Below are 16,496 nucleotides of genomic sequence, written 5' to 3' on the forward strand. Positions count from 1 at the left end.
TGTGCCCATACTGCATCCCTGAGTCAGCGATTACGCCGTGTGGATCTGATGCGGCTGCTGCAACAGCTCCTCAAGTGACACGTTTACGCCCTCCAACGTAATCAATTGGGTACTGCTGAAGCCGGTGCCTGTGCCGTCCCGGTCAATGGACAGCACGGTGTTACCCTCTGGAGTATGATCGACTTTGACGAAATCATTAACATTACTGGTGGAATCATTCCAACCAATCAGCAGATCGCTGATGTCGATTTTGTCGCCCTGCGCCACGCTAAAGTCCGTCCAGCTGTCGTGTCCGTTGCCGCCGGTGGCGTCGGCATTAGCCAGCAGATGGTATACCAGCGTATCGGCGCCCGCCCCCGCTGTAATGACGTCGTCGTAGGCGCCGCTGGTCAGCGTGTCCGCCACCGATGTGCCCTCGATGATCGGGTGCAGATCGATGGTGAATTGCTGGCTACTCAGGGTGCCGTCTGCCGCCGTCAGCGTGTAGCTAAACACCTCCTGGTGCGTCAGCGTCTGCCCGTCAACGCCGGCGTTAAGCGCATAGGTGTAGCTGCCGTCAGCGGCGATACTCAGCACGCCATAAACGCCCGCAACCTGCGTCGTACCGATGCTATTGACCTGCGTCACTTCACCTTGTTCATTAGTAATGCTCAAGGTTCCGCTGTGGCTGGCGGTGCTGTCGCCGTAGATGCTGCCGCTGGCGTCATGCACGGCCAGCGCCTCGCTCTCCACCCGCAGGCTCTGCGCCATAAAGGTGTTCACCGTCAGGCCGTTGTGCAACGTGATGGTCAAATTGGCCGAGGTCACCGCGCCGCTGGCGTCGCGCACCGAGTAGGTGAAGACGTCGCTGGCAGGCAAGGTATCCACGTCCAATCCGGCTTTAAGGGTGTAGGTGTAATTGCCTTTCGCATCCAGCGTCAGCGTGCCGTAGTTGGAGGTGATCACCGTGTTACCGGTGGCGGCGATCACGTTGCCCGTGACGCTGCTCACCGCGGTGCCGGTTGGCACCGTACCCGCCAGCGAACTGGTGTCGTTGGCCAGCAGATTGCCGGTGACGCTCGCCGCCACCGTCACCGCCAGCGTTGTGATATCGCTGGTGGTGCTGATGGTGGTGGCCGGTAGCGCAGCCACGCCGTTACTGGTGCCCAGCAGCACCGCATAGCGCCCGGTGTTCAGGTTGCTGTAGGTGATGTTGGCCCCGGATTGCGTGCCGAGTGACAGGAACGATTGAATGTAGTTGGCGTTACTGGTTTGCAGCGACCAGCTGCCGTCCGCATTCTGCTTATAAAGATAAAGCGTGTAGTTGGCGGTGAGCGACACCAGGCTGGTGACCGTACCGTGCAGCGTCACCGAGCGGCTGTCTCCCGCGCCAACGTTAAAGAGATAGGCGTTGGTGCTGCTCAGGACGCTGGCGCTCACGGTGTTAGACAGATTGGCGCTCAGCAGTGCAGTACTGTTGTAGTTGGTGCTGCCGTTGTTGAGCAGCCCGCTGGTCGTCACATAATCCACCTCGTTCACGTCGTTGGTGGCAACCACGCGGATCGCCCCCAGCAGGCTGGCCGAGGCCGAAGTGTTACCGGCGCGATCCGTTTGCACCACCGACAGGCTGGCGCCGGTGATTTGCGGCGTGCTGAGTGATACCGACCAGGTGCCGCCGCTGCCTACCGTTGCCGTGCCGAGCGAGGCACCGCTGCTGTCGCGTACCGTCACCACCGCGCCCACTTCACCGCTGCCGCTGACCAGCGTACCCGCGGTATTGATCGCCAGACCGCCGACCGCCGCCGGTGCCACCGTATCCACCGTGACGGTGGCCGTGGCGTTGCCGGTACTGACATTGCCTGCGCTGTCGGTCACGGTGGTGCTCAGAACGTGCGCGCCATTGGCCAGCGCGGCGGGGGTAAAGCTCCACGCGCCGCTGCTGCCCGCCGTGACCGATCCCAGCACCGTGCTGCCGTCATACACCGTAACGAGGGCGTTGGCTTCGGCGGTACCGCTGAGCACCGGCGTGGTGTCACGCGTGAACGCGCCGCTCACCAGCGTTACCGGGTTCGCGCCGCTGTCATCAACGATCGTCAGCGAACTGGCCAGCGGGGCCACGGTATCAATGCGTAAGGCGGTGGAAGCCGTGGCGCTGACGTTGCCCGCCGCGTCGGTCTGCGTCACGTTGAGCGTGTGCAGGCCGTTGCTTAGCGCAGGGGTAGTGAAACTCCAGCTGCCGTTGCTGCCCACCGTGGTGGTGCCCAGCAGCGTCGCGCCGTCGTAGACGCTGACGCGCGCCCCCACTTCGCCGCTGCCGGTGAGCAGCGGCGTGCTGTCATTGGTCAGGCCGCCGCCGGGAATGCCCAGCGCGGTGCTGCCATTGTTGTTGAACGCCAGCAGGCCGGTGACCGCCGCCGGGGCCACGCTGTCAACGATCAGCGAGGCCGCGGTGGCTCCACTGACGTTACCCGCCGCATCTGTGACGGTCACGCTCAGGGCGTGCGCCCCCTGGCCCAGCACCGGCGTGGTGAAACTCCAGCTGCCGCTGCTGCCTGCAATAGCCGTACCCAGTAAGGTGCTGCCGTCATAGATAGAGACGCGGCTGTTGGCCTCCGCCGTGCCGCTCAGCACAGGCGTGGTGTCGTTGCTGAGGCCGCCGTTCGGCACCAGCGCGCCGGTGATATCGTTGGTGACCGCCAGCGTCGTCGTCGCCGGGGCTACCGTATCCACGGTGATCGCCACCGTGGCCGATGGCGCGCTGACGTTGCCCGCCGCGTCGCGCACCGTGACGTTCAGCGCGTGGGCACCGTTGCTCAGCGCCGCGGTGGTAAAGCTCCATGCGCCGCTGCTGCCCGCCGTGACCGATCCCAGCACCGTGCTGCCGTCGTATACCGTGACAATCGCGTTAGCCTCAGCGGTGCCGCTAAGCACCGGCGTGGTATCGCGCGTGAATGCGCCGTTCACCAGCGCCAGCGGATTGGCCCCGCTGTCATCCGTCACAATCAGCGTACTCACCGCAGGAGCCACGGTATCGACCGTCAATACGGTGGACGCCGTGGCGCTCACGTTCCCCGCCGCGTCAGTCTGCGTGACGTTAAGCGTGTGCAGGCCGTTGCTCAAGCCACTGGTGATAACGCTCCAGCTACCGTTGCTGCCTACCGTGGCGGTGCCCACCAGCGTCGCCCCGTCGTACACGCTGACGCGCGCGCCCACCTCACCGCTGCCGGTGAGCAGCGGCGTGCTGTCGTTGGTGACGCCGCCGCCGGGAATGCCCACCGCCGTGCTGCTGCTGTTGTTGAACGCCAGCAGGCCGGTGACCGCCGCCGGGGCCACGCTGTCAACAATCACCGAGGCCGAGGTCGTGCCGCTAACGTTGCCCGCCGCATCTGTAACGGTCACGTTCAGGGCGTGCGCCCCCTGACTCAGAGCCGGTGAGACGAAGCTCCAGCTGCCGCTGCTGCCCACAATCGCAGTGCCCAGCAGCGTGGTGCCGTCATAAATCGACACCCGGCTGTTGGCCTCCGCCGTGCCGCTCAGCACAGGCGTGGTGTCATTGCTGAGACCGCCGTTCGGCACCAGCGCGCCAGTGATATCGTTGGTGACCGCCAGCGTCGCTGCCGCAGGGGCCACCGTATCCACGGTGATCGCCACCGTGGCCGATGGCGCGCTGACGTTGCCCGCCGCATCGCGCACCGTGACGTTTAGCGCGTGGGCGCCGTTACTCAGCGCCGCCGTGGTAAAGCTCCACGTCCCGTCGCCGCCTGCGGTGACCGTGCCCAACAGCGTGCTGCCGTCGTAGACACTGACCACGGCGTTGGCTTCCGCCGTACCGCTCAGCGTTGGCGTGGCGTCATCGGTGATCGCCCCGCTCACCAGATCGCCGACGATGCTGCCCACGTTGTCCGTGACGCGCAGATCGCTCACCGTCGCAGGGGCAGTGGTATCCACGGTAAAGGTCACCGCGGCGTTCGGGCTCACGTTGCCCGCCGCGTCGGTGGCCGTGACGTTAAGCGTGTGCAATCCGTCAGCCAGCGTGGAGCTGATATAGCTCCACGCGCCATTGCTGCCCGCCGTGACCGTGGCCAGTAGCGTCGTGCCATCGTAAATACTGACCACGCTGCCCGCTTCTGCCGTGCCGTTAAGGCGCGGCGTGCTGTCGTTGGTGAGGCCGTTGGCCGCAATGGTGATCGGCGAGCTGCCGTTGTTATTGAGCAATACCAAGTCGGCAACCGCCGCGGGTGCCACGGTGTCCACCGCGATCGTGGCCGAGGTGGTGCCGCTGACATTGCCCGCCGCATCCGTCACGGTGGCGCTCAGAACGTGCGCCCCCTGGCTGAGCGTGCCGGTGGTAAAACTCCACGCGCCCAGCTCATCCACGGTGACCGTGCCCAGCAGCGTGGTGCCGTCAAAGATCGTTACCACGCTACCCGCCTCCGCCGAGCCGCTCAGTACCGGCGTGGCGTCATTGGTGATACCGCCGTCGGGGATGGTGAGGCCCGTAAGATCGTTGGCAATCGCCAGCGTGGTGCCAGTCGGCGCCACGGTATCCACGGTGATCGTTACCGTGTCTGATGCCGCGCTGACGTTACCTGCAGCATCGCGCACCGTCACGCTCAGAGCGTGCGGGCCGTTGCTCAGCGTGACGGGGGTGAAGCTCCACGCGCCGTCGCCGCCTGCGGTGATCGAGCCCAACAGCGTGCTGCCGTCGAAGATACTGACCACGGCGTTGGCTTCCGCCGTGCCGCTCAGGGTCGGCGTGGCGTCATCGGTGACCGCCCCGTTTGCCAGATCCCCGACGATGCTGCCAACATTGTCCGTGACGCGCAGATCCACTACCGCCGCCGGTGCGGTGGTATCGACAGTGAAGGTAATGGCCGCGTTCGGGCTGACGTTACCCGCCGCGTCAGTGGCGGTGACGTTCAGGGTGTGCGGGCCGTCAGCCAGCGTGCCGGTGGTGAAGCTCCACGCGCCATTGCTGCCTGCCGTCACCGTACCCAGCAGCGTGGTGCCATCGTAAACGCTGACCACGCTGCCCGCTTCTGCCGTGCCGCTAAGCTGCGGCGTGCTGTCGTTGGTGATGCTCTCCGCCGCAATCGGCAGCGGTGCACTGCCCTGGTTATTGCTGAGCGTAAGGTCTACCGCCGCAGGCGCAAGCGTATCAACCACCACATTGAGCGCCGCAGACGGGGCGCTGATGTTGCCGGCCACATCCGTGATGCGCACCGTGAGTGCGTGGTTGCCCTCGCTCAGCGCTTGCGTGGGTGTGAAGCTCCACGCGCCCGCCGCGCTGGCGGTGGTGGAACCGATCGCCGTGGTGCCGTCATACAGCGTGACGATGGCGTTCGCTTCGGTGGTGCCGCTGAGCAGCGGCGTGCTGTCGTTCAACAGGCCGCCGTTGGCCACCGGCGTGTTGCTGTTGCCATTGGTGACGAGCGGCGACGCCGCGTCCGGTGCCACGCTGTCCACGGTAAACGCCAGCGCCGCAGAGCGCGGACCGACGTTGCCCGCCGCATCGGTCACGCTGACGCTCAACGCATGGGCACCTTGGGCAAGCCGGAGCACGCTAAAGCGCCACGCGCCCGCCGCGTCGGCAACGGTGCTACCAATCACCGCATTGCCGTCATATACCGTGACGAGCGCGTTCGCTTCGGTGGTTCCGGCCAGCTCGGGTGAGGTGACATTGGTGACGCTGTCGGCCACGATCTCCACCGGGGTGGTTCCGCTGGTATTGGCGGCGGACAGATCGGTAACCGCGGTGGGCACCACGGTATCCACGATGATGTTGGTCACCGGGGACTGCACATCATTGCCCGCGCCATCGCTCACAATCACCGACAGAGCATGCGGTCCTTCACTGAGCGCGTCAGGAGTGAAGGTCCACTGCCCGTTGGCGTCGGCGGTGACCGTTCCCAGCACATCGCTGCCGTCAAGGATCTGCACCGTGTAGCCCGCGGTGGTTAACCCGCTCAGCACCGGCGTGCTGTCTTGGGTGTAGGCGCCATCTGCCAGCGTCACCAGCGCGCTGCCGCTCTGGTCGAACAGCTGCAGCGTGGTGGTGGCCGGTGGCAAATCAGCCTGCACGTTGAGATCAAACGCGGGCGCGCTGACCGCGCTGACATTGCCCGCCGCGTCCGTGGCCGTAAAGGTAAAGCTGTGCGCGCCGTTGGCAAGTGCGCCAGGCGTGAATGTCCAACTGCCGTTGCTGCCTGCCGTGGTCGAGCCGATCAGCGTGGTACCGTCATACACCCGCACCACGCTGCCGATCTCCGCCTGGCCGCTAAACGCCGGCGTGCTGTCATCGGTGGTGGTCCCGGAGATCAGATCGCCGGTGCTGCCGCCCACGTTGTCCGTCACGGTGAGCTGGCTCACCGCCTCCGGCGCGGCGGTGTCGAGGGTGAAGTCAAAGAACGGTGACAACGCGCCGGTCGTGCCTGCCGCGTTGGTGACCGACACCGACAGGCTGTGCGGCCCGTCAAGCAGCGCAGGCGCGTCAAAGCGCCACGCGCCGCTGCCATCAACGCGCGCGGTGCCCAGTAGGGTATCGCCGTCAAACACATTGATGGTGGTGCCCGCCACGCCGGTGCCCAGCAGCACAGGCGTGCTGTCATTGGCATACCCGCCATTGATTACATCGACCAACACCGTGCCGGTGTTGTTATACACGCCAAACGAGGCCGGTGCGTCCGGTGTCGAGGTATCCACCGTCAGAGAGACCGAGGCGGCGGCGCTCACGTTGCCCACCGAATTGGTGACCGTCACGTTGAGCGTATGCACGGCGTCGGACAGCGCACTGGTGGTGACGCGCCAGTTACCGTCGGCATCCGCCGTCGCAGAGCCGATGAGGGTGGTGCCGTCATACACCTGCACCAGCGCATTGGCAATCGCGGTCCCACTCAGCACCGGCGTGCTGTCGTTGGTTAGCCCGCCGTTCGGAATCGTCACCGCGCCGCCGCCAATGTCATTGGTCAGCACCAGATCGCTGGCCGCTGGCGGTGCAGCGGTGTCGACGGTTACGGTGAGTGACGCGCTAGGGATGCTGCTGTTTCCGGCGGCGTCACGCACCACCACGGTGAGCGCGTGAGTACCGTCGGTCAGCGTGGGAGTGAAACGCCATGCGCCCAGCGCATCCGCCGTGGTGCTCCCTATTACCGTGCTGCCATCAGAGATAATCACGGTGCTGTTGGCCTCGGCCTGACCGCTCAGCTCCGGCGTGCTGTCGTTGGTCACATCCGTGTTGGTAATGGGCTGCGGCGTCGCACCGTTGTTGTTCACCAGCGTAATGTCGGTGGCCACGCCCGGCGCCACGCTGTCGACGGTAAAGGCTATCGCAGACGAATTGGCGCTGACGTTGCCTGCCGCGTCTGTGACCGTGGTGCTAAATGTATGCGCGCCCTGGCTCAGCGTCTCAGGGGTAAAACTCCAGCTGCCGCTGCTGTCTGCAGTGACCGACCCCAGTAACGTTGATCCATCGTAAATGCGCACCACGCTATCCACTTCCGCGCTGCCGTTGAGCTGCGGCGTGGTGTCATTGGTGACGCCGCCCGATGCAATCGGCACCAGGGCGCTACCTGCGTCATTACTCAAGGTGATGTTGCTGGCGGCATCCGGCGTCACGGTATCAATGTTCAGGGTGAACGGCGTTGATGGCGTACTGACATTGCCCGCCACGTCGGTCACGGTGATGGCGAGCGCGTGCCCGCCCTCGCCCAACGCTGGGCTGGTCAGACGCCACGCGCCTTGGGCGTCAGCGGTGACGCTGGCAATCGCCGTGGTGCCGTCGTAGAGCGTCACCAGACCGTTCGCCACCGTGGTACCGCTCAAAATCGGCGTATCCACATTCGTATAGCCGTTATCGGCAATCGGCACTTCGCCCGCCCCGCCGGGAAGAGTAACGCTGATACCGCCGGTTTCCGGGATGCGGGTGTCCACCGTCAGCGCTAGCGCCTCGCTGGACGTGCTAACGTTACCCGCAGCGTCGATGACCTGCACGCTGAGGCTGTGGCCGCCGTCGGTGAGCACCGGTGAGGTAAAGCTCCAGGCCCCCGTGGTGGCATCGGCCTGGACGCTGCCGAGGGCGGTAGCGCCATCGTAAACCACCACAAGCCCACCGGCTTCGGCGAGGCCGCTTAGGGTCGGGGTGCTGTCATTGGTGAGGCCGGTCAGGGTGTTACCCGCGCTGTCCTGCGCGATGACCTCGCGCGCGGCGTCTGGCGCCACGGTATCGACCGTAAAGGCCAGCGCAGCAGAAGCCGGGCCGCTGTTCCCCGCCAGATCGGTGACCGTCGCCGTCAGGCTGTGCGCCCCTTCTCCCAGCGGCGCATCCGGCGTAAAGCGCCAGTTGCCGTTGCTGTCAGCGATCGCCGTGCCCAGCACCGCGCCCGCGTCGCGGATAGCGATCGTGCTGCCCGCTTCCGCCGTGCCGGTCAGCACTGGCGTTGCGTCCCGGGTGACGTCACCTGTACCAATTGTCACTGGCGTGATGCCCAGATCGCTGCTTAAGGTGAGATCGGCCGGCTGATCCGGTACCGTGGTGTCCACGGTAAAGTCCAGCGCAGCGGACGGCGCGCTGACGTTGCCCGCCGCATCGCTGACCGTGGCGGTGAAGCTGTGCGCGCCCTCCGCCAACGGATCGGCTGGCGTAAAGCGCCAGTTGCCGTCGGTGCCCGCCACCACGCTGCCCAATACCTGATTATTATCACGCACCACGATCAGGCTGTTGGCTTCGGCCGTGCCGCTCAGCACCGGCGTGGTGTCGTTGGTGCGGCCGCCCTGCGCAATCGGCACGTCGCTGCCGCTGTTGTCATTACTGAGTTGCAGGCTGCTGGCGACGTCCGGCGCCTGGGTGTCCACCGTAAAGGCAAACGCCGCGGACGGATCGCTGCTGTTGCCCGCCGCATCGCTCACGGTGGCGGTGAAGCTGTGCGTACCCTGGCTCAGCGCAGGCGAAGTAAAGCTCCATGCGCCGCCGCTGCCTGCCACGGTGGAGCCCAGCACGGTGGTGCCGTCGCGCACCGTGACAATGCTGCCTTCTTCTGCCGTGCCGCTCAGCACTGGCGTGGTGTCATTGGTAAAGCCGTTGGCCGCTATCGGCTGCGGCGCAGTGCCGCTGTCGTTGTTCAGGACAAGATCCGCTGCCGCTGGCGGCGGTGTGGTATCCACGGTAAAGGTCAGCGGAGTGCTGGCTGGCCCGACGTTGCCCGCGGCGTCCGTGACGGTCACGGTCAGACTGTAGTCACCGTCACCGAGCGGTGCGTCCGGCGTAAAGCGCCAATTGCCGTCGGGATCGACCACGGTAGTGCCCAGCACGGTTGCCCCATTACTGACCGTGACGATGCCGCCGGCCTCTGCGGTGCCCGTCAGGATGGGGGCCGTGTCATTGATCGCGCCGTTGGCGGCAACGGGCTGTTGCGAACCGCTGCTGTCGCTGCTGAGCTGGAGATTCGCCGCCTCCTCTGGCGCGGTGTTATCGACAATGACGCTCACCGCAGCGGACGCCGCGCTGACATTGCCGGCGGGGTCGGTGACACTCACGGTCAAACTGTGCGCCCCTTCACTCAGCGGTGCCTGCGGCGTGATCTGCCAGTTGCCGTCTTGATCGGCCACGGCGCTGCCCAGCACCGTGCTGCCGTTATCCAGCAGGATGACGGTACTGCCCGCTTCTGCCGTGCCGCTCAGGGTCGGCGTGGCGTCGCGCGTCGCACTTCCTGCGGGAATCGTCTCGCCCGCATCATTATTCAACGCCAGATCCTGCGCGGCCGTCGGCGCTTGCGTGTCCACGGTAAACGCCAGCGGCGCTGAGGCCTCACTCACGTTGCCCGCCGCGCTGGTGACGGTGGTGGTCAGGCTATGCGCCCCCTGCGTTAAGGTCGGCGCGGTAAAGCTCCAGTTTCCGCCGCTGCCAACCAGCACGGTTCCCAGCACGGTGGTGCCGTCGAGCACCGTCACGGTGCTCCCCGCTGCCGCCGTGCCGCTTAACACCGGCGTGGTGTCATTGGTAAAGCCATTGGTGATAGGCACCGCGTTGCCATTTTGATCGTTAATCAGCAGCAGATTGCTGGCGGGCACAGGCTCGGTAGTATCCAGGTTGAACGGGATCGCCGCCGAAGTGGGGCCGCTGTTGCCTGCCGCATCGGTGACCGTGGCCGTGAAGCTATGCGCGCCCGCAGCCAGCGGCGCGGCGGTGAACTGCCAGTTACCCGCGGCGTCCACCAGCGCGGTGCCCAGCACCGCGCCGTTGTCGCGGACCGTGACGGTCGCGCCCGCTTCCGCCGTGCCGCTTAATACGGGCGTGGTGTCATTCGTGGTTGAACCCGCGGCGATAGGCACCAGCGTGCCGCTGCTGTCATTGCTTAACTGCAGCGCACCCGCTGCCGCCGGCGGCGTGGTGTCGACGGTAATGGCGATCGGTGCCGACGGTGCGCCGGTATTGCCCGCCGCGCTGGTCACGGTCGCGCTCAGGCTATGCGCGCCTTCCGCCAGCGCGGGCGTGGTAAAGCTCCAGCTGCCGCCGCTGCCGACGATAACGCTGCCGAGTACCGCGTCACCGTCATAGACGATCACGCTGCTACCCGGTTCCGCTGTGCCGCTCAAGACCGGCGTGGCATCGTTGGTGGTGGAATTCGGCGCAATCGTCACCGGCGTGGTGCCGCTGTCATTGCTGAGCTGGATGCCGCCGGGCGCAGCCGGTGCTGAGGTATCCACGGTAAAGACGAAGGCGTCAGACGCCGGGCCGGTATTGCCTGCCGCGTCGGTGACCGTGGTGGTCAAACTGTGCGGCCCATCGGCCAGCACAGGTGAACTGAATGTCCAGTTACCGTCGTTGCCCACGGTCGCGGTGCCAAGCAGCGTGGTGCCATCAAAGAGATTGACGGTGCTGCCCGGCTCGGCACGGCCGCTGAGCAGCGGCGTCACATCATTGGTGGTGCCCCCGTCCGTGAGGGGCTCCGCCGTGCCGCTGCTGTCGTTGCTGACCTGAATCGCACTGGCGGCGGTAGGCGGGGTGGTATCGACCGTGAGCAGCAGTGGCGCACTGGCCGGGCCAAGGTTGCCGGCGGCATCGGTCACGGTGGAAGTCAGGCTGTGATTACCCTCGGCGAGCGCCGGATTGGGCGTAAATTGCCAGCTACCGTCGCCGTTCACCACCGCCGTGCCCAGCACCACGCCGCCGTCAGAGACGGTGACGGTGCCGCCCGGCTCCGCCAGGCCACTGAGTACCGGCGCGGTGTCGTTGGTGACGCCGCCTGCGGCGATCGGTGTACCGCCGCTGTTACTGAGCTGAATATTTTCCGCCACCGCCGGGATCAGCGTATCGACCGTGATGCTCACGGGTGCGGACGCCGAGCCGGTGTTGCCCGCGGCATCGGTCACGGTGGCAACCAGGCTGTGGTTGCCGTCGCTGAGCGCTGGCGTCGTGAAAGTCCAATTGCCGCTGTTATCCACGGTCACGGTGCCAATCACGCCGTTCTCATCGGCGACGGTGACCGTACCGCCCGGTTCACCGCTGCCGCTGAGCGTCAAGGTATTGGTATTGGTGCTGCTGCCATCCGGCAGCGGCGCGTTGTTGCCATCGGCCACGCTCACCCCTACCGGCGCGGCCGGGGCCACGGTATCAATGGTGACGGTCAGCGTCGGCGTGTCGCTGGCAGCTCCGCTGGCAGGATCGGTGGCGGTGGCACGGAATACATAGGTGCCGTCACTCAGCGCCGCCGGGGTGAACGCCCACTGGCCGTTGGCGTCCGCCGTGGCGGTGCCCAGTTCCACCGTGCCGTTGTAAATGGTGATCAGGAAGCCCGCCCCCGATTGCCCGCTGACGATTGGCGTATTGTCGCTGGTGCTGGAATTGTTGAGCAGCTGCACATAGGTGCTGCCGCTGTCGTCCGAGATCACGATCAGCTCGTTGGTCACGGGCACGCCCGCCTCGATGTTCAGCGTAAACGCCGGTGAAGCCGGACTGACATTACCCGCCGCATCGGTGACGGTGGTGGTGAGATCGTGCTGGCCGTTGGTCATTGGCGCATCCGGCGTGAAACGCCAGCTGCCGTCACTGGCGACGGTGACCGATCCCAACAGCACGCTACCGTCATAGATACGTACCACGCTGCCCGCTTCCGCCGTGCCGCTTAAGGTCGGCGTGCTGTCGTCCGTGGTGGTGCCTGACGTCAGCGGCCCCGTGCTGCTGCCCACGTCATCGCTGACCACCAGATTGCTGGCGGCGGCAGGCGCGGTGCTGTCCACGGTAAACGCCAGCGGCGCGGTCGGCGGGCTAACGTTGCCGGCGGCATCGCTGACGGTAGCCGTCAGGCTATGGCTGCCGTCCGCCAGCGCGGGTGAAGCAAAGCTCCAGTTGCCCGCGCTGTTGACCACTACGCTACCCAGCAGCACCTCGCCGTCGCGCACGGTAATAAGGCTGCCCGCCTCTGCGGTGCCGCTCAACACCGGCGTGGCATCTTTGGTGAGGCTGCCTGCGGCAATGGACACCGCCGTGCTGCCGGTATCGTCCGTCAGCACCAGATTCGTGGCCGCATCCGGCGCAACGCTGTCCACGGTGAACGTCATCAGCAGCGTGTCCGTGGTGTTGCCCTGCGCGTCGGTCACGGTGCCGCGAATGCTGTGCACGCCCTGGAACAGCGCGTTAAGACGAAACGCCCAGCGGCCGTTGCTGCCCGCCACCGTGCTGCCCAGAAGCGTCGCACCGTCATACAGCGTGACGGTATTGCCCGCGCCGACCAGGCCAGTTAACGCCAGCGAGGTAACATTGGTGCTGCCGCCGTCGAACAGCTCCTGAACCGTATTGCCGCTGTCATCCATAAGTTGCAGCGCGCGGGTTGGCGCGGGGAGATCCGCCTGGATATTCACCACAAAGGGTGCGCTGGCCGGGCCAAGGTTGCCTGCCGCGTCGGTGGCGGTGAGGGTGAACGTATGATTGCCGTTGCTGAGCGCGGGCGTGGTAAACGTCCAACTGCCATCAAGGCCCACGGTGGTGTTGCCCAGTAGCGTGCTGCCGTCGTAGATCGCCAGCAGCGCGCCCGGTTCACCGCTGCCGCTCAGGGTGGGGGTATTGTCATCCGTGACGTCGCCAGAGGTCAGCGGCCCCTGCTCCGTACCCACATCATCCGTGACCACCAGGTCGCTGATTGCCGCGGGCGGCGTGTTGTCCACGGTGAACGTGAGCGGTGTCGTGGCGGCGCCGGTGTTACCGGCTGCGTCCGTGACGGTGGTGGTGAGGCTGTGCGCCCCTTCGCTCAGCGCGGGCGTGGTGAAACGCCAGTTACCGTTGCTGTCTACCACGGCGCTGCCGAGGACATTGTTGCCGTCGCTCACTACCACGGTGCCGCCCGGTTCTGCGCTTCCGCCCAGCGTCACCACGTTGCTGCCGGTAGTACCGCCATTATCTACCGGGGTGACGATGCTGCCGTTGCTGCTGCTCAATTGCAGATTATCTGCGGCCGCTGGCGGAACAGAATCAATGGTGATGTTGAGCGTGATCGAGTCGGTGAAATTGCCCGTGCCGTCATCGGCGACGGCACGGAACGCATAGGTGCCGTCCGCCAGCGGGGCGGCCGGGATAAAGCTCCACTGCCCGCTGGCATCGGCGATCGCGCTGCCCAGCACCGTGGTGCCGTTGTATAGCGTGACCAGCACGCCCGCTGCCGCCACGCCGCTCAATACCGGCGTGGTATCTTGCGTGCTGCCGCCCGCTGGCAGCACGTTGAGCGTGCTGCCGCTGTCATCCGTCACCTGCAGCGAGCTGGTGGTCGGCGGCACACCAGCGGCCACCGTCAGGTCAAAGGGTGACGTGGGGGCACTGATATTGCCTGCCGCATCGGTGACCGTGACGCTCAGCGCGTGTGCGCCGTTGCTCAACGCGGGGGGGGTGAAAGACCAGTTGCCCTGCGCATCGGCCGCGGTGCTGCCGAGCAGCGTGCTGCCGTCGTAAATCCGGACAATGCCGTTGGCTTCCGCCGTGCCGCTCAACGTAGGCGTGCTGTCATCGGTGGTGTCGCCGGACGCCAGCGGGCCGGTTGCCGCGCCAACGTCATCACTGACCACCAGCGCGTCCGCCGCCGCGGGTGGCAGCGTATCGACAGAGAAGCTAAGCGCATCGGAGGCCGGGCTGACGTTGCCCGCCGCATCGGTGACGGTAGTGGTCAGGCTGTGGCTGCCCTCTGACAGCGACGGCGTAGTGAAGCTCCAGCGGCCGTTGCTGCCAACTAGCGCAGTGCCCAGCACCGTATCGCCATCACGAATCGTCACCGTGCTGCCGGGCTCGGCGCTGCCGCTGAGCACCGGCGTGGTGCTGTTGGTCGCCCCTCCTGCCGCAATAGGCTCCACTGTACCGCTGTCGTTATCGCTCAGGATCACGCCGCTTGCTGCCGTAGGTGGCACGATGTCCACGGTGATCACCACTACGGGCGTTTGCGTGACGTTACCGCTGGTATCGGTGACGGTGGCGGAGAGCGCGTAGGTGCCATCTGCCAGCGCGTCCGGGATGAAGATCCATTGTCCATTGCTGCCCGCAACGGCGGTGCCGAGTAAGGTACTGCCGTTGTACAGTGCAATGAGCGCGCCGGGGCTGGCTAAACCGCTCAGCGTTGGCGTGTTATCTGAGGTGCTGCTGCCGTTGCCGAGCGGGAGCAGTGCAGGACCGGAATCGTCGGTGATCTCCAGCGGCGAGGTGGCGTCGGGCAGATTCGCCTGAACCGTGAAATCCCAGCTGGCTGAAGGCGCGCTGACGTTGCCTGCCGCATCCGTTAAGGTCACGTACAGGCTGTGCGCGCCGTTGCTTAGCGCCGGCGTGGTAAAGGCCCAGTTACCGTTGCCATCCACGGTCGTAGAACCGATCGGCGCGGTGCCATCGTAAATTTGTACCACGCTGCCGGGCTCACCGCGCCCGCTCAGGACCGGCGTATTGTCTGTGGTCGTGGCGTTAGCGGGAATGCTGCTGGCGCCCCCGCCGTTGTCGCCGCTCAGCGCGAGATCGGTCGCCGCAGTGGGTGCCTGCGTGTCCACCGTGAAGTTGACGGGCGCGCTGGGTGCGCTGGCATTGCCTGCGCTGTCGGTCACGACCGTGGTAAAGCTGTGCGCGCCATCCGCCAGCGTGGGTGCGGTGAACTGCCAGGTGCCGTTCGCCCCCGTGACCGCGCTGCCGAGCAGCGTGCCGCCATCGTAAACATTAACCAGCGTGCCCGGCGTCGCGTTGCCGCTTAGCACAGGCTGGTTATCATCGGTGGCCGTGCCGTTCACGATCGCGCCGCGAATCGGCCCGACGCTGTCGCTGATCGCAAGATTCGTCACCGCACTGGGGGGCGTGGCTGAACCGCCGCCTGGGGTGGTACCGCCGTCGCCCGGCGTGGTGCCACCGTCGCCCGGTGTGGTGCCACCGTCGCCCGGTGTGGTGCCGCCGTCGCCCGGCGTGGTGCCGCCGTCACCGGGTGTGGTGCCGCCGTCGCCCGGTATTGTGCCGCCGTTGTCACCACCGCCACCACCACCGCCGCCACCGCCAGCAAAGGCCGCGCCCAACCCAGCCAATGCGGCACCGCCGATACCGAAGGCCGCGATAGTGCCGGTATTGGTGACGTTTTCAGCTAACAGCCCTTCGGTACTGTCGATGGAGACATACTGAAAACCCTCCGTCGCGGGATCTTCTACCCACCAGAGCGCACCGCGATCGTCTTCCAGCACCAGATCGCTGTCACCGTCAGCAGAGTAGAATTTCTGAATAACAATCTTCTCGCCCGACTGTTTAGTGATAATTAAATCATTGCCGCTGCGTGTAAATGACTGAACGTCAACACGATTAAGATGAACTTTAACCACGCTCGGCGCCGTTAAATTAACTTGGCTGCCGCTGAACTCAGACGCAATGGTTCCACCTTTAGCCGTGACAGAGATATTGTTCATATTATTGACATCCCGCGTGGTTATCAGAATTGATAAAAAGTACCCAGCTTCCGTAGAAACCGGTTTTTTCAATAAATAACGCCCTGTTATTTATTGCTTCTCCTGAACGACCTCATTAACACAATGAAATCGCCTGTGGCCGACATCCAGTAAGGGAGTGGGATCGCGCGCTTCACCCCAGAAAAGCCCATTACTACGGCGCTATACCGCGCCCGCAGCGTGACCCGATCGCACTTTTTCTGTGGCGAAAGCCACCTCCAGCAAACCAGTATGTTATTCATAAAAAACGCGTTAATTTAAAAACCCTGGTCAGACAGCGCGTGCGATAGCCCTTATTCCTGGGCAGGCGCACCGCGTAGTCGCATTCATTGCCAGACGGTCAAGAAACCGGGCGTGATGCCGCAGGGAGGGTTAACGCGGCAGGGATAAAAAGCCTTCCTCTGCGGGAAATTCCCCTTATTTCGGCATCACATCGCGTCTGATTGGAATAACCGGGACCAAAGTCATTAATCTACAGCGGGCGACGCTGACACAGGTCACGCCGAGCGTTGTAACAGGACGGCGCGATAAATCGCGCGCGGGGGGAAGTGAAAAGTTCGCAATACGGTAAAACAGGC

1 protein-coding gene is annotated in these 16,496 nt (G+C 65.1%); it reads right to left on the bottom strand.

What is annotated here, in order from left to right:
- Positions 1-30: 30 nt before the first annotated feature.
- Positions 31-15,879 carry an Ig-like domain-containing protein gene (locus tag LU196_RS06890; protein ID WP_232758657.1) on the bottom strand — a complete coding sequence of 5,283 codons (15,849 nt, stop codon included), beginning with the start codon at positions 15,877-15,879 and terminating at the stop codon, positions 31-33.
- Positions 15,880-16,496: the final 617 nt, after the last annotated feature.

The organism is Pantoea sp. Mb-10 (assembly GCF_021272205.1).
GTDB lineage: Bacteria > Pseudomonadota > Gammaproteobacteria > Enterobacterales > Enterobacteriaceae > Pantoea.

Bases quoted from the DNA above. Each gene is read 5' to 3' on its own strand.
- LU196_RS06890 (WP_232758657.1), bottom strand. From the start codon at position 15,879: ATGAACAATATCTCTGTCACGGCTAAAGGTGGAACCATTGCGTCTGAG.